At 69.7% G+C, this 20,451-nt stretch carries 16 protein-coding genes and 2 pseudogenes; 7 read left to right on the top strand and 11 right to left on the bottom strand.

The genetic code is table 11. From position 1 onward, the window contains the following. Positions 1 to 6: 6 nt before the first annotated feature. Entirely contained in the window at positions 7 to 1,560 is a 1,554-nt protein-coding gene (gene wsfD, locus ACZ38L_RS26190; RefSeq protein ID WP_465697719.1) for a glycan biosynthesis hexose transferase WsfD, read from the bottom strand. Between the two features lie 235 nt (positions 1,561 to 1,795). On the opposite strand from wsfD, the gene ACZ38L_RS26195 reads away from it, so the two are divergent. The 6 genes and pseudogenes from ACZ38L_RS26195 to ACZ38L_RS26220 all read left to right on the top strand — a co-directional run bounded on the left by ACZ38L_RS26195 (position 1,796) and on the right by ACZ38L_RS26220 (position 10,249). Continuing rightward, positions 1,796 to 2,329, top strand: coding sequence for a LamG domain-containing protein (locus ACZ38L_RS26195; protein WP_465697749.1), 534 nt, complete (start codon positions 1,796 to 1,798; stop codon positions 2,327 to 2,329). Beyond that, positions 2,326 to 3,159, top strand: a complete 834-nt coding sequence (locus ACZ38L_RS26200; RefSeq protein ID WP_465697721.1) for a hypothetical protein — start codon at positions 2,326 to 2,328, stop codon at positions 3,157 to 3,159. The genes ACZ38L_RS26195 and ACZ38L_RS26200 overlap by 4 nt, the downstream gene beginning before the upstream one ends. A 506-nt stretch (positions 3,160 to 3,665) precedes the next feature. Next, a pseudogene (locus ACZ38L_RS26205) lies at positions 3,666 to 6,440 on the top strand (LamG-like jellyroll fold domain-containing protein); the annotation flags it as partial. A 247-nt stretch (positions 6,441 to 6,687) separates the two neighbouring features. After that, a pseudogene (locus ACZ38L_RS26210) lies at positions 6,688 to 6,912 on the top strand (RHS repeat-associated core domain-containing protein); the annotation flags it as partial. Positions 6,913 to 7,464: 552 nt separating this feature from the next. Then, positions 7,465 to 9,018, top strand: a complete 1,554-nt coding sequence (locus ACZ38L_RS26215) for a polymorphic toxin type 27 domain-containing protein (protein ID WP_465697750.1) — start codon at positions 7,465 to 7,467, stop codon at positions 9,016 to 9,018. Positions 9,019 to 9,826: 808 nt separating this feature from the next. Further along, positions 9,827 to 10,249 carry a transposase gene (locus ACZ38L_RS26220; RefSeq protein ID WP_465697723.1) on the top strand — a complete coding sequence of 141 codons (423 nt, stop codon included), beginning with the start codon at positions 9,827 to 9,829 and terminating at the stop codon, positions 10,247 to 10,249. A 294-nt stretch (positions 10,250 to 10,543) separates the two neighbouring features. Here the strand turns inward: ACZ38L_RS26220 and ACZ38L_RS26225 are convergent, their stop codons facing one another. The 4 genes from ACZ38L_RS26225 to ACZ38L_RS26240 all read right to left on the bottom strand — a co-directional run bounded on the left by ACZ38L_RS26225 (position 10,544) and on the right by ACZ38L_RS26240 (position 13,104). After that, positions 10,544 to 11,041 carry an RICIN domain-containing protein gene (locus ACZ38L_RS26225; protein WP_465697725.1) on the bottom strand — a complete coding sequence of 166 codons (498 nt, stop codon included), beginning with the start codon at positions 11,039 to 11,041 and terminating at the stop codon, positions 10,544 to 10,546. Positions 11,042 to 11,263: 222 nt separating this feature from the next. Further along, a complete protein-coding gene (locus ACZ38L_RS26230) occupies positions 11,264 to 11,680 on the bottom strand; it encodes a spore-associated protein A (protein WP_465697727.1) in 417 nt (138 codons plus the stop codon). A gap of 277 nt (positions 11,681 to 11,957) precedes the next feature. Next, positions 11,958 to 12,494, bottom strand: coding sequence for a hypothetical protein (locus ACZ38L_RS26235; protein ID WP_465697729.1), 537 nt, complete (start codon positions 12,492 to 12,494; stop codon positions 11,958 to 11,960). Between the two features lie 79 nt (positions 12,495 to 12,573). Next, complete coding sequence (locus tag ACZ38L_RS26240) at positions 12,574 to 13,104, bottom strand: hypothetical protein (protein ID WP_465697731.1); 531 nt, start codon at positions 13,102 to 13,104, stop codon at positions 12,574 to 12,576. A 448-nt stretch (positions 13,105 to 13,552) separates the two neighbouring features. Between ACZ38L_RS26240 and ACZ38L_RS26245 the strand changes: the two genes are divergently transcribed. Next, complete coding sequence (locus ACZ38L_RS26245) at positions 13,553 to 14,062, top strand: hypothetical protein (RefSeq protein ID WP_465697733.1); 510 nt, start codon at positions 13,553 to 13,555, stop codon at positions 14,060 to 14,062. Between the two features lie 498 nt (positions 14,063 to 14,560). Here the strand turns inward: ACZ38L_RS26245 and ACZ38L_RS26250 are convergent, their stop codons facing one another. The 6 genes from ACZ38L_RS26250 to ACZ38L_RS26275 form a co-directional block, all read right to left on the bottom strand. Then, a complete protein-coding gene (locus ACZ38L_RS26250; protein ID WP_465697735.1) occupies positions 14,561 to 15,124 on the bottom strand; it encodes a DUF4291 domain-containing protein in 564 nt (187 codons plus the stop codon). 136 nt (positions 15,125 to 15,260) lie between these two features. Then, a complete protein-coding gene (locus tag ACZ38L_RS26255; RefSeq protein ID WP_465697737.1) occupies positions 15,261 to 15,833 on the bottom strand; it encodes a hypothetical protein in 573 nt (190 codons plus the stop codon). A 113-nt stretch (positions 15,834 to 15,946) separates the two neighbouring features. After that, positions 15,947 to 17,179, bottom strand: a complete 1,233-nt coding sequence (locus ACZ38L_RS26260) for an epoxide hydrolase family protein (RefSeq protein WP_465697739.1) — start codon at positions 17,177 to 17,179, stop codon at positions 15,947 to 15,949. A gap of 86 nt (positions 17,180 to 17,265) precedes the next feature. Then, positions 17,266 to 17,709 carry a nuclear transport factor 2 family protein gene (locus tag ACZ38L_RS26265; RefSeq protein WP_465697741.1) on the bottom strand — a complete coding sequence of 148 codons (444 nt, stop codon included), beginning with the start codon at positions 17,707 to 17,709 and terminating at the stop codon, positions 17,266 to 17,268. 212 nt (positions 17,710 to 17,921) lie between these two features. Beyond that, positions 17,922 to 18,572 carry a hypothetical protein gene (locus tag ACZ38L_RS26270; protein WP_465697743.1) on the bottom strand — a complete coding sequence of 217 codons (651 nt, stop codon included), beginning with the start codon at positions 18,570 to 18,572 and terminating at the stop codon, positions 17,922 to 17,924. An 858-nt stretch (positions 18,573 to 19,430) separates the two neighbouring features. Beyond that, on the bottom strand, positions 19,431 to 20,024 hold the full coding sequence (locus ACZ38L_RS26275) for a TetR/AcrR family transcriptional regulator (RefSeq protein WP_465697745.1): 594 nt from the start codon (positions 20,022 to 20,024) through the stop codon (positions 19,431 to 19,433). Positions 20,025 to 20,451 lie beyond the last annotated feature (427 nt).

Below are 20,451 nucleotides of genomic sequence, written 5' to 3' on the forward strand. Positions count from 1 at the left end.
GTGCTCTTAAACCCCTACCCCCTCCGTCCCCCCCCCCCCCCCCCCCTCCCCCCCCCCCCCCGCCCCCCCCCCCCTCGCCCCGCGTTGGCTGGGGGCCGGCCCGACTGGGCGGGCGGAGTTCGGCCCCGCGTGGTCACCTGCCGTTCGGAGAAGGAACGCGCCGTACCCACCTGCCGGGCGCGGCGGTGACGTTGCCGTCGTCGGCCGTGGTTCGGGCTCGGGGCTGCACCAGGCGGTGGCCGCGGCGAGCACGAACACCAGGCCGGTGGTCAGGATGGCGTACACCAGGTGCTTGGTGTTCTCGATCGCCTCGCCGTAGACCGCGGTCAGGAACTCCACCGCGGTGGCTGCGGCCAGAGCCACCAGGGTGGCCGCGAACGCCCGCCGGCGCGGGTTGGCACCGGCCCGGCGGTACCAGCGGACGGCGAGGGCCGCGAGGGCGAACTCGAGGGTCAGTACGCCGACTCCGCCGACGTGCCGCAGGAACCAGGTGTAGAGCGCCACCCTGGACTCCTTGGCCCCGGCCGGCCGGCCCGCCGCGACCGGGTAGGAGCCGAGGTTCGGGGGCCGGGACGCGGTGAGGTCGTTCGCGCCGCCGAGCGCGATCCGGGCCGTGACGGCGGGGTGCCGGACCAGGAACCCGGCGATGTTCTGGTAGGTCATCCGGCCGCGGACCTCGGGCCACCGCGGGTCCTTCTCGGGTGCCACCGGGCCCCACCAGTTCAGACCGGTGTACTTGGCGAAGTCGGCCGGCAGCCCGAGTTCGACCGCCGCCTTCGCCGGGTTCGAGGTGTGCGTCAGCACCCCGTCGAAGATCATCTCGGTCCGGTTGATCTCCTTGGAGGACTGCATCTGGTACTGGAAGGTCAGGGCACCGGTCGCCAACAGGACGGCCGCGGCCAGCAGCGGCAGCACGCGGGCGGACAGCCGCCCCAGCGGCACCCGGCAGGCGAGCAGCAGGGCGACCAGCGGGACGGTCATGGTCGCCGCCTGGGTCTTCGAGGCGATCGTCAGCACCGACCCGACCGTGAACAGCGCCAGCCCGTACCGCCGGGCCCGCCCCGAGCCGCCGAGGTGCACGGCGCCCGCCGTCGCCAGCAGCAGCCCGTTGACGCCGGTCACCTCGCTGAACGGCGAGGCGTCGTACTCGGCGATCGCGGAGTCCGCGGCCACCACGAAGAGCAGCGTGCAAACCAGGACCCGGGCGAGCCACGGACCGCGCAGCGCGGCCGCGAACACCGCGAACGCGACACCACTGAGCAGACAGCAGAGCACCGCGAGCGCCCGCAGGTCGAACGCCGTGTGGAATCCCAGCCAGTGACTGAGCGGGCGGGCCAGCTCCGGCAGCCAGGAGCCGCTGCCCGGGTAGGTGTTGGTCGAGTTGCAGGCGCTTGGCTTGGCCGTGTCGTAGCCGAAGTTCACGTAGCTGAACATCCAGTCGTGCCCGGGCGTGGGCCGTACCGAGAGGTTCAGCGCACACATCCGGCTCGGGCCGTCACCGTTGTCGGCCATGCCGATCGGGCTCGGCAGGAAGAGCCGGACTGCCATGAGCGCGGCCATCACCGTGCCGGCGAGCAGGGCGAAGAGGGTGTTCGGGGTTGGGCGACGTGTTACCGCCGTACCTTATGCCGCCACGTCGAACGGTGAAAATCGTGTTGTTCGAACAGCCGGACCGTTAACAGCCCGTCGATCAGTGTGCCGACCAGCGCCGTCCTTCCGGCCGGCTCGGTGTGGGTCCGTCCGGCGGCGGCCCGTTGGCATGCGCTTATGCTGCCCCGGCTGATGGGTCCCCTCCCTGTACGTCGACACCGGCGGCAAGCTGCGCGGCGCGTTCTGGGGCCTGCCCCAGATCACCACCAACGCCCCGGTGAACGACGGCAAGTGGCACCACGTGCTGCTCACCGGCAGCTCGACCACGCTGACCATGTACCTGGACGGCCAGTCGGTCGGCAGCTCCACCGGCACCTTCCAGCAGAGCCCGTCGAACTACGTCTACGTCGGCGCCGGCTACTCGGCGCAGTGGGGGAGCGCGCCGACCAACCCGTACGGCTACTTCCTCGGCTCGATCTCCGAGGTCGCGTTCTACAACACCGCGCTGTCCGCGCTGGACGACGCGAACCACTACGCGGCCGGCAAGAACTCGACCGGCCTGTTGCCGGTGAAGTCCATCCAGGTCACCGACCCGACGGGCGCCACCGAGACCACCCGGTACGACGTGGTCAACGGCAACCGGACGCTGTCCCACACCGACGGTCTGGGCAACACGGTCAGCTACGGCTACGACTCCGGCGGCTTCCAGAGCACGACCGTCGACCCGAACGGCGCATGAGTCGTACGGGCCATGACCCGCGCGGCAACACCGTCTCGGTCACCAGCTGCCAGAACCAGCAGGCCAACACGCGTGCGACGCAGTACTTCACGTACTACCCGGACGACACGAGCGCGCAGCTGACCACCGCGGATCCGCGCAACGACATCATGCTGACCGAGCGGGACGGCCGTTCGGCGTCCGCGACCGACAACACCTACCTGACGTCGTACACCTACGACGCGTCCGGCAACCAGCTGGGCTTCACCACCCCGGCGGTGCCCGGCTTCCCGAACGGCCGCACCACCAGCACGGTGTACGCGGACGGCACCGCCACCTATCCGGTCGCCGACAGCGGCAACGTGCCCAAGGGCCTGCCGGTGACCACGACCTCGCCCGCCGGCGCGGTCAACCAGGTCTCCTACTTCCACAACGGCGACGTGGCCTCCACGGCGGACCCGGACGGCCTGGTCACCAGGTACACCTACGACGCGCTGGGCCGGGTGCTGACCAAGACCGTGGTCTCGGACACCTACCCGAACGGTCTGCCGACCTCGTACGTCTACGACGGCGACGGCCAGGTGACGCAGGAGACCAACCCCCCCCGCTCACCGACCGGGTCACCGGTGCCGTCCACACCGCGCAGGTCAGTACGGTCTTCGACTACGACGGTGACGTCACCTCGCAGACCGTCGCCGACACCACCGGCGGCGACGCCCCACGCACCGAGACCACCGTGTACGACGGGTACGACCACGTGCAGTCGCGCACCGACGCCAACGGCAACGTCGCCGGTGCCACCAACGGCGGCACGACGACGTACGGCTACGACGCGATGGGCGAGAAGGTGAAGGAGGTCAGCCCGACCAACGTCACCACCTCCTACCAGTACGACCCGAACGGCCACCTGCTGACGCAGACGCTGAACGGGTACACCGGCGACCCGGTCAACCCGTCCACCGCGACCAACCTGGTGGAGTCCTCGCGCGCCTACGACCCGGCAGGTCGACTGGCGTCGATCACGGACTCGATGGGCAACACCACCTCCTACACCTACACCGACAACGGCCTGCTGGCCACGGCCACCAAGACGGACCCGACCGGTAAGAACTCCTTCCAGCTGGAGTCCGACACCTACGACGCCGCGGGGAACCTGACCCAGAAGGTCGGCGACAACGGTGCCGTGGTGACCCAGTACCAGGTGGACGCGGCCTCCCGGGTGACGACCACGACCGAGGACCCGACCGGGGCGAAGCGGGTCACCCAGGTCTCGTACACGCCGGACGACCTGGTGGCCACCTCCACGCAGACGGACGTCTCCGGTTACGACCGCACCACCAGCACCACCTACGATCCGATGGGTCACCCGCTGACGGAGACGCTCTACGGGGATGCCTCGGGTCACCCGTCGGGTTGGTGGCCGCTGAACCAGAGCGCGGGCAGCACGGTGACCGACGCCTCGGGCAACGGCAACACCGCCTCCGCCTCGGGCGTCACCTGGAGCACCGACTCGACCGGCGCCACCAGTGCGTCGTTCGCCGGGACCAGCGGTCAGCAGATCGCCACGAACGGGCCAGTGGTCAGCACCACGGGCTCGTACACGATGTCCGCCTGGGTCAACCTCTCCTCGCTGCCCTCGGGCAACGCCGCAGTGGTCGCCCAGTCCGGGAGCAACGTCAGCCAGTTCGTCCTCGGGTACAACCACATGGGATCTACCCCGGTGTGGTCGTTCTGGAACACCAGCGCCGACTCCGCCTCCCCGAACTTCACCTTCGCCAACTCCACCACCGCCCCCGCTGCAGGCAGTTGGACCCATCTGGTCGGCGTCTACAACGTCACCAACGGCGCCATGCAGCTGTACGTCAACGGCCAGCTCGCCGGCAGCGCCACCAACACCGCGCCCGGGTTCGCCAACGGCTCGCTCACCATCGGCCGCGACCTGTGGAACGGCAACCAGAGCGACCAGCTCCCCGGCCAGCTCGGCAACGTCCAGGTGTACCCGCGGGCGCTGTCGGCGCAGGACGTCTCCACGCTGTACGGCAACGGCCGCACCGGTGGCACCGTCGGCTCGTCCAACACCCAGAGCACGAAGTGGACCTACGACAAGCGCGGTCTGCCGACCTCGGTCACCGACCCGAACGGCAACACCACGCAGTACTCGTACGACGAGGCGGGCAACCTCGCGGTGACCACGGCCCCGGCCGTGCCCGTGGAGGCGGTCGGCGGCACGTCGGTGACCGCGCGCCCGGTCACCACCAGCGGTTTCAACACCTTCGGTGAGGCCGTGGAGGAGCTCGACCCGAACGGGAACGAGACCACCACCGGCTACGACGCCGACGGTCAGAAGGTCGCCGTGACGCTGCCCGGCTACACGCCGCCCGGTGCGACCAGTCCGGTGGGCGGCCAGAGCACCTGGGCGTACGACGCCGAGGGCAACGTGCTGTCCACGACCCGCCCAGGCGGAGAGAGCACCAAGTACCAGTACACCCAGCTCGGCGACGTGGCTCAGGTCACGGCGGCGGACAACAGCACGGTGCACACGCTCTACGACACCAACGGCGAGAGCCTGTCGGTGACGGACGGGACCGGAGCGGTCACCCAGGCGACGTACGACTGGATGGGACGGCAGCTCACCTCCACCCAGCTGGAGCGCTACCCGTCCAACCAGACACTGACCAGCACCGAGTCCTACGCGGTGACGACCGGCAACCCGTACGGCGCGTTCCTCTCCTCGGAGACCAGCGCGACCGGCGTGACCACCAGCTACGGCTACGACCGGATCGGCGAGCGGACCAGCGTCACCGACGGTGCGAACAACACCACCACGACCGCCTACGACTTCGCGGGTCGTCCGTACAAGACGACCGCGGCCGACGGCACCTACAGCTGGACCGACTACACGGCCGCCGGGCTGCCGGCGGACCACAAGCAGTACGACGCCAACAACAACCTGCTGACGCAGTCCTCCTCGGCCTACGACGGCAACGGCAACACGACCTCGGTCACCGATGCCAACGGTCACACCACGCAACTGACGTACGACGCGAGCAACATGGTGAGCCAGGAGGTCCAGCCGGTCTCGGCGACCTCTTCGATCACCACGTCGTTCGGCTACGACGCGGCGGGCCAGCGCACCCGGTACACCGACGGGCGCACCAACTCGTGGATGTACACGTACACGCCGCGGGGGCAGTTGGCGTCGGTGCTGGAACCGAGCACGGCGACGTACACCGCGGCCTCGGACTCCACCACCACCTACGCGTACGACGCGGACGGACGCATGACCTCGCAGACCCTGCCGGGCGGAGCGTCGCTGTCCTTCGGGTACGACAAGCTCGACGACCTACTGTCGTCGTCGGGCACCGGCGCGGAGGCGGCGACGGCTTCGCGGTCGTTCACCTACGACAACGCGGGCCGGGTGCTGACCGCCAGCACCGGGGCGGCCGGCACCACGGGCAATCCGGACTACCAGGCCGCGACCAGTGAGACGTTCACCTACAACGACCGCGGCGCGCTGCTGACGGCCTCGGGTTCGGGCGGCTCCTCGTCCTTCGCCTACAACGGCGCGGGCCAGCTGACCTCCCGGACCGACGCGGCCGGTACCACCGGCTACGGGTACGACACGGCTGGCCGGCTGCAGTCCGTGAACGACCCGGCCACCGGCGCCCAGCTCACCTACGGCTACAACAACCTGAACCAGGTCTCGTCGATCGCCTACGGCACGCTGGGCGACGTCAGGAGCTACGGCTACGACAGCCTGCACCGCCTGACCTCGGACACGCTGGCGAAGGGGACGACGACCCTCGCCTCCATCGCCTACGGGTACGACAACAACGACAACCTGACCTCGAAGAACACCACCGGGGTCGTGGGGGCCGCCAACAACACCTACACCTACGACTGGGCCAACCGCCTCACCTCGTGGAACAACGGCACCACCAACACCGTCTACGCGTACGACGCGTCGGGTAACCGGACCCAGGTCGGCGCCAACGTCTTCACGTACGACGCGCGTGACGAGCTGACCTCCGACGGCGTGCACACCTACACCTACTCGGCGCGCGGCACGATGACGCACGACATCACCACCGCGGGCAGCACCGCGATGTCGTCCGACGCGTACGGGCAGCAGGTGGTCGCCGGCACGCAGTCGTACACCCACGACGCCAACGGCCGGAACATCAGCGACACCGTCATCGGCGGCGGCACCGCGCGCACCTTCTCCTACCTCCGGTGCGGGCAACACCATCGCCTCCGACGGCGACTACACCTACACCTACGACGACGGCGACTCGCTGGTCGGGATGAACACCGCCTCGGCCACCTCCACGTCGACCGGTCAGCTGGCGATGCTGGACCAGCACGACGACGTGGTCGGCATGTTCGCGCCGACCGCGACAGCCCTGGCCAGCTCCGCCACCTACGACCCGCTGGGCACCGTGGTGGGCAACGGCAACCTGGCCGGCCACCTGGGCTTCCAGTCCGGCTGGACGGAGAGTGCCACCAACCTGGTCGGCACCGCCTCGCGCTGGTACAACCCGCGCACCGGCGAGTTCCTGAACAAGGACACCGTCTCGCTCAACCCGGTGCCGAACTCGGCGGCGGCCAACCCGTTCGCGTACATCGGCGACAACCCGATGTCGGCGGACGACCCGTCCGGGCACTGCTGGGGTCCGAGCTGGGCCTGCAAGGCCATCCATTCGGTCGGTCACGCGATCTCCCAGGGCGTGGACGCCGGGGCCTCCGCACTGTCGAGCGCCGACTCCTGGGCCGTCAACCAGGCGTCGAGCCTCGGCAACGCGATCGTCAGCGGGGCGTCGAGCGCCGCCTCCTGGATCTCCAAGGAGGCGTCGAGCGTCGGCCACGCGGTGGTCTCGGGCTACCACCGCGTCAAGGACGGCTTCTACCGCGCCTACCAATACGGGCAACGCCTGAAGCGCTGGACCGTACGGACCGTCAGACGCAACATCCATGCGGCCGTCCATCAGTTGGGACAGGCGTGGCACACCACCAAACAGGCCGCCAAGCGCTTCCTGCACGCCGTCGGCGGCAACCGACTGGTCAGGGCGGGGCGGACGGCCTACCGCGCGACGGTGAGCGCAGGGAAGACCGCGGCGAAGTTCGTCAAGCACCACGCCGCCGCGATCACCTCGTTCGTGGTCTCGACCGCGGTCTTCGCCGGCTGCGAGGCCGCGACGGGCGGCGCCGGCTCGATCGGCTGCGCGGCAGCCGCCGGCGCGGCGGGGAACCTGGTCACCCAGGGCTTCAAGTGCGCCCAGAAGGGCGGCTCCGCGTGCAGCGTCAGCGCCTTCGGCAAGACCGCGCTCGAGGGCGCTGCCGAGGGCGCCGCGGGTGGCGCGCTCGGTGAGCTCGGCGGCGCGGTGCTCGGCAAGGTCGCGCCCAAGGCGATGGAGGCGGTCGGCGGTCTGTTCGGCAGGGGCACGACCGAAGCCGCGGACACCGCGGCCGAGGACGCGACCCAGCAGGCCGCCAAGCAGGCCGAGGCCAAGGGCGCCACGAGCGCTGTGGACAAGCCGGTCACTTGCCCGGTTCACAGTTTCACCGGAGCCACGCCGGTGCTGATGGCCGACGGCAGCACCAAGCGGATCGACCAGATCAAGATCGGCGACCAGATCACCAACGCGGTTCCCGGCCAGGACGGTACGCAGACCCACACCGTCACCAACGTCATCGTCACGACCACCGACCACGACTTCGTCGACGTCACGGTCACCCCGACCCACACCACCAGCGCGACCACCGACGCGGAGCGGACGAGCCAGACCCACACCACCGAAGCCACTCCGGCCAAGGACACCGGGGTTCAGCTGACGACAGGGATCTGGCGCCGTGCCAGCCTCGCCCTGGCGGCGTCCGTCGCCGCCGCGGGCGCCCTGCTCGGCCTCAACCACCAGCCCGCCACCGCGACCACCCCGGTCGCCTACACCACCTCAACCACCAGCACCACCACCACGGACACCACCGACCCGGCCATCGCCGCCGGCGGCGGAACCATCCACACCACCTTCCACCACCCCTTCTACGACGAGACCCAGGCCGCCTTCGTCGACGCCCAGGACCTCCGCGTCGGCGACGTCCTCCAGACGCCCACTGGCACCGCCCAGGTCTCCGACGTCCACCTCTTCCACGCCAACACCACCACCTACGACCTCACCATCGGCGACCTCCACACGTATTATGTGGAGGCCGGAAACACGCCGGTCTTGGTCCACAATTGCGACCATGTAGTTCTCGGTGTCAATCCTCATTCCGACGACCTCGCTGCCGCGCTACGTCAGTCAGGGGACGAGAGCGCCCACACCTTCAATGGGGATGCTTATGCGCATGTCGAGCATAATGGGTATCCAGCCTGGATGAACGGAGTTCAGAATGCTGTGCGAGACCAGAGCACTCGGCTAAGTATTACGCTGGACGGTCTCGAGGAGTACGGAAGTACTCCGAGCGAGATATTCGAGAACGCCTATATTCGTGGTGCTGCGGCTGGCATGGACCGTGCGACTGGCGCTACATTCGGTACTACCTGGGAGATGAGCGATGTGGCGCTTGCGGTGAAGATGGACCACCGCGCGTGGGACTCCATCGACTGGTACCAGGGTGGTCAGAAACTCGAGGACGGCGCCGTAGCCGAGCCGAATTGGCGAGCTACTATACCAAAGATCGAGAAGATGAAAAAGGCTATGCGATGGTAAATGAATTCGTTGAATCCTTTCGCACGGAACGGCTTTTCAGGGTCTGGAGCTTCACTCCCACTCATAATGTCGTGATCCTTAGAAGCGATCCGGATCGGAGGGCCGGGCAGAGTACTCGTATCGAGATCCATTTTGGCGGAGTGAGTGCCATGCTTCTGCGGCCGATCTACCGAGGTCTAGAGGTTAGGCGAGGCGACCAGGGGGGGTGTGAAGGTCTCGCCGTGAAGCTTGGGGTGGAGTGTCATCCCTCGAACCTCTACCTCCTGGCTCGGGAAGGTGCCGACTTTCTGGTGGCGGGTGATCCGGCGTGGCGTGAGGATGAGTGCAAGTTGGACGATCCGTCACTCTTTACTCCGGGTCGCGTTATGCCTACCGTTCGCCTTTGGCCTCCTGCCGGGTAGGCCGAGCTACCGCTCGCGGATGATCTTGGCATAGAATCTTCGCGATCTGATCGCCTCTAGCCCCCGCTGAAAATTGCGTTCAGCGGGGGCTCTTCGCTATTTTGATGGCCGCTGGCCAGTATCGCGTTCAATTGGTCGCGAGCCTAGAAGGGCCATTCGGAGTGTGCCCCCTCTCTGGGTAACGCTCGCCGCTACTGCCTCCACAAGTACTGTGTGGAGGCTGGTACCACACCTGGGGCGTGTGTACAGTGCGTCGTGCTCACCTCTTTGCTTCGACTCCTGGGTAAGCGTCAGCGCGCGGCCAAGCCTGAGATGACGTTCCTGGGGGTGTAGTTGAGGTGAACCTCCCCCGTTGATCTGGACAGCCTGATACCGGGACGGATGGGTCCCGGAGGAAGCAGTCCAGGTTGAGTGGCAAGAGCAACATGAGCAAGCGGTACACGGCGGAGTTCAAGCGGGACGCGGTCGCGCTCGTCCTGTCGTCGCCCCATCGGAACGTCACCGAGATCGCGCGGGAACTGGGGGTGGTGTTCACCCTCTCGGTCGACGCCTTCGGAGACGACCCGGACGAGGCCCATGTGGAATGGTGTGGCGGCTACCTGAGTCCGGACACCGTCGTCGTCACCGTCACCGTCACCGTCACCGTCGCCGGCGAGACCGAGGACGAGCAGGAGTGGTTCCACCACTACCGCGTCGATGCGCGCTCTGGCCGAGTCCAAGCCGAACTCGACGCGCGCGGGGAGCAGCCGTACGACATCCGCCCTCTCGGGGACGGCACCTGGCTCACCACGGATCCATCCGGGCACCCGGTCCGCTGGACCATTCCGTAGCAGACCCCGCGGCTGAACCGGGCGGACCCCGAGGCACGTCCAGCACGCCCTGGCAGCCGTCGCGGTCAGCCTCGAACGCATCGGCACGCGCATGGGCCGGGGTCGACCGGCGCGTCACCGGACAGGGTACGCCGGTACCGGCCACACCGGATCACGGTCCTCCCCGCCCGGGCCCCGTACGTGGACCGGCGCTATCAGGTGTCAGATCCGTGGCGGGCCGGGGCCAGGGTCGGGCCGGTCCGGTGAAGGGGTGAGTCCCCTTCGCCGGGCCGGCCCCGCGTCGGTTCTCGCGGATCAGTAGCCGAGCGAACCGCCCCACCACTGGTCAGGCGTTCCCTGGCACTTCCACTGGATGACGCTGGCCCCGTTGGCGGTCGAGCCACCGGAGACGCTCAGGCAGTAGCCGGAGAGGACGTTCTGGTACTCGGTGTAGCCCCCGCTCTGGGCGTGGATCTGCCAGAGGGCGTTGTCGTCGCAGGCTCCGGCGTGGATCCCGGCGCCGTTCGTCCAGCTGTTGCCGTCCGTCAGGCAGCCGCCGTTGTTGTTCTCGATGAGGAACTGGCTGGGGGCGGTGTAGCCGAGGTGCCAGTTCTGGCCGTTCTGGTTCTCACAGTTCCACATGATCGCCGCGGTGCCGTTCTTGTTCTGGGCGGCCGCGAGACACTGGTTGGTGGAAGGGCTCTCGTTCCAGGCGTGGCCATCGGCCGCGCTCGCCGTGGTCGGCACGGCCAGCATGAGGGCCGCGGTGGAGACGAGTCCGACGCCGGCAGCGGCGACGTGCTTCAGGATCATGATTTTCCCCCGTGTTCGTTTCGGATGACGTGATGGTCGGAGGGCCCCGCCCCACCTCTTGGTCGGGAGTGCCCCAGTACTTCGAGAACTGCTGACGTTCGCGCCGTTCTCGGCGGATCCGCCGCAGACGCTGACGCACCATGACCGGGACCGGTCGCGACAACGTGCCGACGGCTCGGCCCCGTTGTCACCGGCGGCCGGCCGTCGGGCTCGGCATCACCGTCAGCCGCAGTGCGAATTGGTCTCCTGGTTGGCGGATTTGCCGATCGTGCCGCCCCAGTCGACGCAGTTGCCGGCGGCGCCGTACCGGTAGACCGGCCCGGCGTAGGTGGTGTACGGGCCCGCGTCGGCGCTGGTGGCGTCGGGGTAGCCGGAGATCCTGATCCACGTGTCCATGTACTCGGCGGCGCCCGGGGTGTTGCGGACGGTCGCGACACAGTTGGCGCCGGCGCTCGCGTTGTAGGTCAGGAAGACGGTGCCGCCGCTGACCGGCAGTGAGTCGATGACGTTGTAGCCCGAGCCACACACCCCGTTGTACGTGGCGGCCTGGGCCACTGACGGGACGGCGACCGCGATGCCGGCGGTGGCGACCGCGGCAACGCCGACGCGGGCAAACGTGCGCTTGATGCTTCGGTACATGACTGCACACTCCGTTTCTGATGGATGATCATGCGCGCCGCCGGCCGTTCGCCTCTGAGAGCGGGCGGTGCGCCCGGGCGGGCGGCGCCTGGAGAGCGTGGGGTCGGCCCGCGTCGCAGCAGCCATCGTCCGGTGCGACGGTAGCGGTTCCGTAGCGCCCTGGTCGCGCGCGTGGTACCTGGTCTCGAGGACCACGAACGCCGCGTGGCGGGCCGAGCGGGCGGCCGCTCCGAGAACGACGAGCTGCCACCACCCGCAAGGTGTGGTTGTCGTTCGGTCAGGTGTAGCAGTAGTCCCGGTTGCCCACCTTGTCGCCGTAGGTGCCGCTGGCCCAGGTGGGCTGTCCGGCGGTGTTGTAGAAGACGAAGTTGCCGTCGTTCTGGATCTCGGCGTGGCCGCCGGGTGCGGGGTTGAGGGCGCCGATGGTGCAGACGATGCCGCCGGAGGCGTTCTCCAGCTTGATGTAGCCGGACTGCGACCAGTCCAGCTGCGTCACGCCCTTGCCGTTCGTGCCGGACGCCCAGAGGACGACTTCGTTGTAGCGACCGGCGCCGTTGGCGAGGTCGCTGAAGAGGACCAGGTTGCCGTCGGACTGGAGCTGCAGTCCGGTGGCGCCGTTGCTCGATCCGGTGGCCTCGCCGAGGACCCAGTTGCCTTCCTGGAGGGTGAAGGACACCGACGTACCGGTGGGGTCGGAGCCGGCGAACGCGTCGGTGCCGGCGAGGCCGATCACGCTGAGGGCGGTGGTGCCCACCAGGACGGCACGCGCGACGTGCCTACGCGGCCTGGAGGCACCGGACTTCTGGAAGAACATGGGCTTGTGGTCACCTCTCCGTTCCGCTGCGGCAGCGGAACGAGTCAAGGGGGCGAAGGGGCGGATGGAACCGGCCCGGTCAGCTGTAGCAGTAGTCCGTGTCGGCACCCGGAGCGCCCACCCGGTCGCCGTAGGTTCCGGTCGCCCAGGTGGCGTGTCCGCTGCCGTCGTAGAAGACGAAGTTGCCGTCGCTCTGGACCTCGGCGTGGCCGCCGGGTGCGGGGTTGAGGGCGCCGATGGTGCAGACGATGCCGCCGGAGGCGTTCTCCAGCTTGATGTAGCCCGACTGCGACCAGTCCAGGTGCGTCACACCCTTGCCGTCCGTGCCCGAGGCCCAGACGGGATAGCCGCTGTCGCCGTCGTTCTGGTAGAGCACCAGGTTTCCGTCGGTCTGGAAGGACAACGTCGTCGTCAGACCGCCGGTGCCGTGCGTGTTCACGACGTAGCCGGTCGGCCAGTCGGGCTGAGCGAGGGTGAACGTCGCGGCCGAACTGTCGGCCAGTGCGTCGGTTCCGGCCAGGCCGACCGCGCAGAGGGCCGCGGTGCCCACCAGAGCGGCACGAAGCAGGCGCTTGCGCCCCCTGGGGCCGACGGAATTGCTGGAGAACATCGGGTTCCTCCTCGTTGTCCCACCGTCACCGGCCCTGTGCCGGGCGTGTGGGGTCCACCGTCCGCGTGACGAGCACGGAGCATCAAGCGACGGGTGCCGCGGCAACCGCGCCCGGTGCCCGTGAGGCCCCTGCCGGCTCGTCGCCGGTCTCGGCCATGGCGAGTGGCACGGCTGCCAGGGCTCCCGCCGTCGGATCACGCGGACCATTCTCACCAGGGTCCGTAGCGGTCCCGTATCGTCAGGAACCGGGTGGGAGTGGCTCGTTCCCGCCGCTGCCGATGCGCGCTACTGCGGCGATACCCGGGCTCCCTACTCTCCTCGGCAGCGGCGACCAGCCGATGCCACTCACGGAGAATGGCGCCGCGAACCGGGCCCGCGTCGCAGGTCCGACAGTTCCGGCTCTCGCCCTGGCACCGGGCCGGCGAGAGGAGTAGCGGAGGGAACGTCCATGCTGACCACTTCCAACGGCTCCCGGGTGCGTAGGCACCTGCTGCGCGCTGCCCTCGTGTGCACCGCGGCTGCCAGCGCGCTCTGCCTGACCGGCACCGACGCGATGGCCGACGCCGAGGTCGCGAGCTTCACCCTCGCCCAACCCGACTGGACCCTCAACCAGTTCCAGGACTCGGACGGCTGGACGGCGCTGGTGACCCTCCAGCCCGACGGCAATCTGGTCGTCTACAAGATGGCCCTGGACCTGCCGACCACACCGCTCTGGGCCTCGGGCACGAACGGCAAGGGTGTGACGCACCTGGACTGGTCGCAGTCGGGCTACATCAAGCTGGAGAACGCCTCCGGCGGCATCGTCTGCACCATCGGCGCCCTCAACCCCGCACCCGGCGGCCATGCCGAGATGCAGAACGACGGCAACTTCGTCTTCTACAACAGCGCCGGGCAGGCCACCTGGGCCAGTGGCACCTACAACTTCAAGCAGGGCAACCTGGACTACTGCTACACGTGATCGGGCCGCTCCGGCCCGCTGCCGGCACGCCGGGCAGCTGATCTCCGCCGACGACCACGCGCGGAACAGCGGGGCGGCGGGCGGCTTCTGCGCGTTGCTTCAGGAGCGGCTCGGGGATGTCGCCTACGTGCGAAGTCCCGCTGGATCAACGGGTGCTGGGCGCGACCGGAGTCAGCGAATGGCCTTGGAGGAGATCCTGCCGCCAGGAGCCCCCGCCGCCACGCCGACGAGCGGCTGACACGCCAGGTGCCGGTGCCAGAGCACCGCCCACCGCCTGCCGCGCACCACTCGCAGCGGAGCCGGCCCCATCGTGCTCGGAGAGGGCCCGTCCGGTCGGGCGCGGCGGCGTCCTCCCGGACGGCGCGGTCCGAACCCCACCCCGGGAGTGACCAGCGCGTCGGCGAAACGCCGCACGGACATCGATGCCCGGATCGAGCAGCACTTCCCGCTTCGCGGAAGAGTTGATGAGGCGTCAGAAATACCGCCAGGTAGGGCGGTTCACCTCATCTCCAGCCGTTTCGCCACCCCGGGGGTCAGCGGGTACGGCCGCTCGGGCGGCAGCAGCCGTGCGGCCTGGGTACCGCGGCCGGCTCGGACCAGCTCGGCGATCTTCCGCACCCGCGGGGTCAGGTCGGTGATGTCGACCGTCCAGTCGTCCACCAGGGCGTCGATCACGGTCCGGCCGATGCCGACCTGGATGCTGTAGTGATTGAGCGCGGCGCCGGAGAGCGAACGTTCCGGGTCCCACTGCACGTGCACGGCGGCCGTGGCGACGGCCGCCGGGTCGGCGGTGGTGAGGACCGCCCGGCCGAGGGCCGTCTCCCAGCCCTCACGGGTGATCCGCACCGCCAGGATCCGCTCCTGACCGGGCTTCCGGGCCCAGTTGCTGCGATGCATCAGCCAGCGGAAGCTGGGCTTGATCCAGGTCATCCGGCCGCGCGAGAAGGGCGGCACGAAGCGGCCGGCCGTCACGGCCGCGGTGGCGATGGCGGGGGTGTAGGCCTGGTAGAGCGTGATGGTGGTGGCGTCGTGGTCGGCACGGATCTCGCGCAGTGCGGTCATTGTCGCGAGTCTGCCGGGTGCGGAGCAGGTGGGAAAGCGGTTTTCCGCTCGGAGCGGATGCAGTCCCGGGGCCGACGCCGGTCGGGGTCGATCCCTCGGTCGGCGAGGTCGAGGAGGCTGGGTGCGGGTCGCTGTCCTATCCGAGATCGAAGGGGGCTGCGGCGCGGCCCTTCCAGATCCGGCGGGAGGCCTGTTCGGGGTAGGGCAGGGTCTTCGAGTCGGCGTCCAGGACGCGTGTGAGCTGCTGGTCGGGGTGGTAGGCGGCCCATCCGGAGTCACCGGTGGTGGCGAAACCGACCCACGCCTGCTGGAGTTCCCGCGACACGGCGAGGGCCTCGGGGGCGGACTGGTCGCCGAGGAGTTGTCGCCCGGTGGGGCTGTCCAGCGTGCCGAACGCCAGTGGGACGTCGAGGCTGTGGCAGGCGCCCAGGACTCCTCCCAAGGCCGGCGAGGCCAGTCGCAACTCGAACAGGAACGAGGTGCCGCCGGCTGCGGCGTTCGCCTCGGCCAACAGCATTGAGGGCATCCGGAAGACGGCGTCGGGGTATACCGTCTCCAGCAACTCCTCCGGGGTGGCGTGCGGGTGGGCGGCACGGTAGGCGTCCGCACTGTCCGGTGCCGGGGCGAACAGCTCGGCGGTACGGGCGTCCTGCTCGGTGGGGAGGCCGGAGCAGTTGACGGCCCACGGTCCCACCGGGGGCAGTTCCACTGCCGTTCCGGAACCAGGCGGGTGCCTGACGGGCGGCGGGGACGGCCTCTCGGGTCACCGTGGCCGGCGTGGGCGCCTCCCGGGGGAGCCCGTGGCCGGTGGTTCCCGCGGGCTCAGCGCAGCGCGCGGAAGGTGCGGCGGAGGTCGTGGATCCAGGCCTCGGGATTCTCGTACGGGCCGAAGTGGCCGCCCTTCTGATGGACGTTCACGTCGCGGACGTCCGCGTAGAACCGGGCTCCGCCGTTCCTGAAGATCTCCACGCGTTCCTCGGCGGTCTCCGCGCCGGGGGAGGAGTCGCCCAGCAGGAAGGTGAAGCCGGCCGGCGCCCGTACGTAGGGCTCGCGGTCGTCGACGGGCGCCGGCGGGTAGAGGTTCGCGTTCTTGTAGGCGCGGATCGAGGAGCCGATCGCCTCGTTGACCCAGAAGATCGTGGCGAAGGTGAGGACGTCGTCGACCGGCCACTCGGCCTCGAAGTCCGCGTTCCGGTCGCTCCAGGTCGACCAGCGCTTGAGGACCCAGGCCAGCAGGCCGGCGGGCGAGTCGTTGAGGCCGTGGGTGAGTGTCTGCCCGTCCAGGAGGTGGGCGGTGACGTGCGACACGTACCTGGCGTTGCGCCGGTTGAGCCGCGCCCGTGTCGCCGGCGGCAGGTCCTCGGTTCGCTGACCACCCGACAGGTCCCAGAAGCGGTCGCCCTGGAACATCGTGGGCGGCATCTCGTTGCCCAGGTGGATGCCGTACAGCGAGTCGGCGTACTTGTGACCGAGGCGGGCGCCCACCAGCGCGCCGTAGTCGGTCGCGCCGACGCCGTACCGGTGGTGGCCGAGCACGTCGGTCATCAGGGTGTGGAAGCGGTCGGCCATGTCGGCGTAGTTCTCCCGGGGGTTGGTCAGTGGGGTGGAGAAGCCGAACCCGGGCAGCGAGGGGACGATCACGTCGAAGGCGTCCGCGGGATCACCGCCGTGGGCGGCCGGATCGGTCAGCGGGCCGATGACCTTGTGCCAGTGGTGGTGCGTCCAGGGCCAGCCGTGCAGCAGCAACAGTGGGATCGGCGCCGGGCCGCTGCCGTGCTCGTGGACGAAGTGCAGGGGGCTGCCGCCGACATCCGGGCGGTGCTGGCGGGAGGAGTTGAGCCTCGCCTCCGCGGCCCGCCAGTCGAAGCCGTCCGCCCAGTACTCGACCAGCGGACGCAGACGGGCGGTGCTCAAGCCGTAGCGTTCGTCGTCGTTGTCGGGGTCGGCCGCGAAGCGCGTGCTCCGCAGGCGGTGCCGCAGGTCGTCCAGGACCTCCTGGGCGATGTGGATGGTGAACGGGGCCGGTGCGGGACCGGATCCGGTGGCGCTGGGCACGGTGCTGCTTCCTTCGGTTCGGTACGGCTCGGGTCGGCGCGGTGAGAACGGGGCGTGGCCGGGTGCGGGGCTGGGATGGGGGAGGGTCAGTCGACGAGTTCGAGCCGCAGCCGGGTGAGCCGGCTGCCGGCGATGCGCCAGCTCCCGTCCACCTTGCGGTAGTCGTCGTGGTAGTGCCCGAAGCCGTGCAGCCGGGTGAAGGGCGCCTCCGGGTGGGCAGCGCGGTCGTGGAGGACGAGGTCCTCCATGGCCCACACTCCCGTGGCGGTGCTCTCGGAGGTGAAGGTGATCTCGTGTGAGAAGAGGTGGTGGACGGGCTGCCCCGCGCCGACCCGCGCCCCGATGGTGCGGGCGAACTCGGCGGCCGGTACCTCGTCGGCGAGGCTTCCGTCCACCCGGTGGAAGCGCATCACGGCGTCGTTGGTGAAGAGCGCGGCCACGGCGTCCCACTGTTTGGTGTCCGCGTAGCGGCAGCAGCGGGCCTTGAGGTCGCGGATCTGATCGATGTCCGCGAGCGGTGAGGGTGACATGTGGTTCGCCTCAGGGTGATTGGACCAGGTAGTCCAATACTAGGCGATGGAAATGGACCGTCAAGTCCAAAAATGGGCGAGCGCGCATCGATCCGCGGTCGACAACACCACGACAACACCAGCGGAGCGGAGCGCGCGCGGCCCTCAACCCGCCGCTACGACGAGAACCGGGCGGTCGCCGGACACGTCCGACGGCCGCCCGGTTGCGCGGGTCAGTAGTTCACGATCTGCAGCACGGCGGTCTGGCCACTGGTGCCGCCGAGGTAGAGGGTGTCGTTGTCGGGGCCCACGGCGAGGCCGTAGAGCTCGGTCTCGTCGGAGGTGACCGTGTCGCCCGGCACGGCCGCGCCGGTGGTGGTGTCGAAGGCGAGGACCGAGCCGGCGGTCGTGTAGTCGTTGTCGAGCATGAAGAGGGTGCTGCCGTCCGGGCTGACCTGCAGGTCGCTCAGTGCGGCGTTGACGCCGGTCACGGCGAAGGTGCCCGTGACGGTGTCGGTGGCGGGGTCGATCATGCCGGCGGTGGTGGTGACGCCGCCGCTGAGTGCGAAGATCTTGCCGCCGTCCGGGGTGAACGCCAGGTCGTAGTAGCCGGTGGCGGGTGCGCCCTTGACGGTGTCGACCACGGTTGGCGTGGCACCGGCCGTGTTCAGGTGGAGCACGCTGTTGTCACCACTGACGTACAGGTCATGGCTGTGCGGCCGGAGCACCGGCTGGCCCAGTTGGCTCGCCGCCACCTGCACGCTGGTGGTGAACGCCCGCTGGGCCGTACCGAACTCCAGCACCCGGCCCTGGCCCTGCTGGCGGTAGGTCTCCGGGCCGTTCTGCGACACGTACAGGGTGCGGCCGTCGGCGCTGAGCGCCATGCCCTCGGGCAGCCCCGGGGTCCAGCCGGCTGGGCTGGGCCGGCAGCGGGACGGTGGCCAGGACGGTCAGCGAACCGGTGTCGACCACCGAGAGCTCCTGCCCGTTGAGCACGTAGAGCTGTGAGCCGTGCCTGTCGAGCGCCAGGGACGCGCCGAACTGCGCGGGCCCGAGGATGATCTGGCCGGTGACCGTGTCACCCTGGGTATCGACCTTCTGCAGCGTCAGACGGTCGTTCCCGTCGATCACCGCCACGTAGGCGGTGGCGCCGTCCGGGCTGACCACCGGAACGGGCTCGCTCACACCGACGGTGACAGTGCCCGCCGTGCCGGAGACCGGCGCGTCCGCCCTCGCCACGCCGGCTCCGCCCGTGAGCCCTATCAGGGCTGCCAGGGCCAGCCCCGTGACAGCCCAATGAGCCTTGTGCACAAGAGACTTCATCTTCGCATCCACCCCCTTCGGCACCGCCCCGCGCGGCACCGTGCGGCACGTTAGTGCCTCGCCAGCCGGGCTGGGCGACGTTCCGCGAAAGCCGTCAACCAAACATGATGTATCGTCAGTTTCGAGGCCGGGGGGAATCGGCTCGCCAAGCACCGGGGTGGTGTGCTGCGCGCACGACAGCCCGGCCGTCCCGACAGCTCCTGCTCGCGATGGGTCCGACGGATCCTCTCCCTGACCCCCGACCGTGATCAACAAGCGCGGCGTGACGGCCGAACGGCCTGGAGACTCCTACTGCTCCGAAAGCGGCATGTCACACACCACCACGTCACGTGGTGCCCGGAAGGCGGGTCCGACCGCACCGGAGCGGACGAAGTCCGGCTGGGCGTCGGCGAGCACGACAGGACTGTCCCGACGGGCCGCTAGGTCGCGGTTACCGCGGCCCGCAACGGGCGGGTCGTGGCGTCCAGCGCCGCCTCGAGGTAGTCGGTGCGACCGGTCGCCTGGAGCATCATGATGCCGCCCTGGAGAGCGGTCAGGATGCCCCGCGCGGACTGCGCCGAGGCCGCGGGGTCGAGGCGGGTGAGCGCCTGCACCCCACGGGTCAGGGCCGCCTCCCACTCGTCGAAGAGCGCGCAGACGATCGCCCGGGCCTGCTCCGAGGACTTCCCCAACTCGGCGGTGAGGCTCCCGAGGGGGCAGCGCGGGCCCAGTTCCGCGTAGTGGTCGACCACCGCCTGCCGCCAGGCCTGCCACGACTCCCAGGTCGACAGGTCGCCGAGGTGGGGCTGCTGGAACTCCAGCACCTGGCCCGCCTCGTGCTCCGCGACGGCGGCGAGGAGGTCGGAGCGCCCACCGGGGAAGTAGTGGAAGAGCTGGCTCTTGCTGGTCGCGGTCGCCGCGCGCACGTCGTCCAGGGACGTCTCGCCGGCTCCCCGCTCCCTGACCAGTCGGGCGGCGGCGACGACGATCCGCTGCCGGGTCGCTCGGCCCTTCGCAGTCAGTCCCTGGTTCACGCGGCCATCATCGCAGGTTCTGGACTCTTCGGTCCATCATGGGCCGATGCCGCCGGTCGCCCTCGACCGGATGGAGACCGGGCACCGGACGGGCCAACGACCGAGACCGGTGCGAAACCGGCCGGCCCAGCCATGCGCGTCGGCGGGAGACCTCGCTCGGGCGAACCTCACCGTGGGCAAGTTCGTCTCTTCCAGCCGAACAACCCCGGCGCCGCCAAGGCCCACCGCAAGGACCGGGAACGCCCTCCAGGTTGCCCGCGTCGCCCACGTGAAGTGGCCGTCGGGGGGGGGGGGGGGGGGGGGGGGGGGGGGGGGGGGGGGGGGGGGGGGGGGGGAGGAGGGGGGGTGGGGGGGGGTGGGGGGGGGGTGGGGGGGGGGGGGGGAGGGGGAGCGGGGGGGGGGGGGGGAGGGGAGGAGGGGGGAGGGT

It is taken from the genome of Kitasatospora sp. NPDC024654 (assembly GCF_055559155.1).

Bases quoted from the DNA above. Each gene is read 5' to 3' on its own strand.
- wsfD (WP_465697719.1), bottom strand. From the start codon at position 1,560: ATGGCCGCGCTCATGGCAGTCCGGCTCTTCCTGCCGAGCCCGATCGGC.
- ACZ38L_RS26200 (WP_465697721.1), top strand. From the start codon at position 2,326: ATGAGTCGTACGGGCCATGACCCGCGCGGCAACACCGTCTCGGTCACC.
- ACZ38L_RS26225 (WP_465697725.1), bottom strand. From the start codon at position 11,041: ATGATCCTGAAGCACGTCGCCGCTGCCGGCGTCGGACTCGTCTCCACC.
- ACZ38L_RS26230 (WP_465697727.1), bottom strand. From the start codon at position 11,680: ATGTACCGAAGCATCAAGCGCACGTTTGCCCGCGTCGGCGTTGCCGCG.
- ACZ38L_RS26235 (WP_465697729.1), bottom strand. From the start codon at position 12,494: ATGTTCTTCCAGAAGTCCGGTGCCTCCAGGCCGCGTAGGCACGTCGCG.
- ACZ38L_RS26240 (WP_465697731.1), bottom strand. From the start codon at position 13,104: ATGTTCTCCAGCAATTCCGTCGGCCCCAGGGGGCGCAAGCGCCTGCTT.
- ACZ38L_RS26245 (WP_465697733.1), top strand. From the start codon at position 13,553: ATGCTGACCACTTCCAACGGCTCCCGGGTGCGTAGGCACCTGCTGCGC.
- ACZ38L_RS26250 (WP_465697735.1), bottom strand. From the start codon at position 15,124: ATGACCGCACTGCGCGAGATCCGTGCCGACCACGACGCCACCACCATC.
- ACZ38L_RS26265 (WP_465697741.1), bottom strand. From the start codon at position 17,709: ATGTCACCCTCACCGCTCGCGGACATCGATCAGATCCGCGACCTCAAG.
- ACZ38L_RS26270 (WP_465697743.1), bottom strand. From the start codon at position 18,572: ATGGCGCTCAGCGCCGACGGCCGCACCCTGTACGTGTCGCAGAACGGC.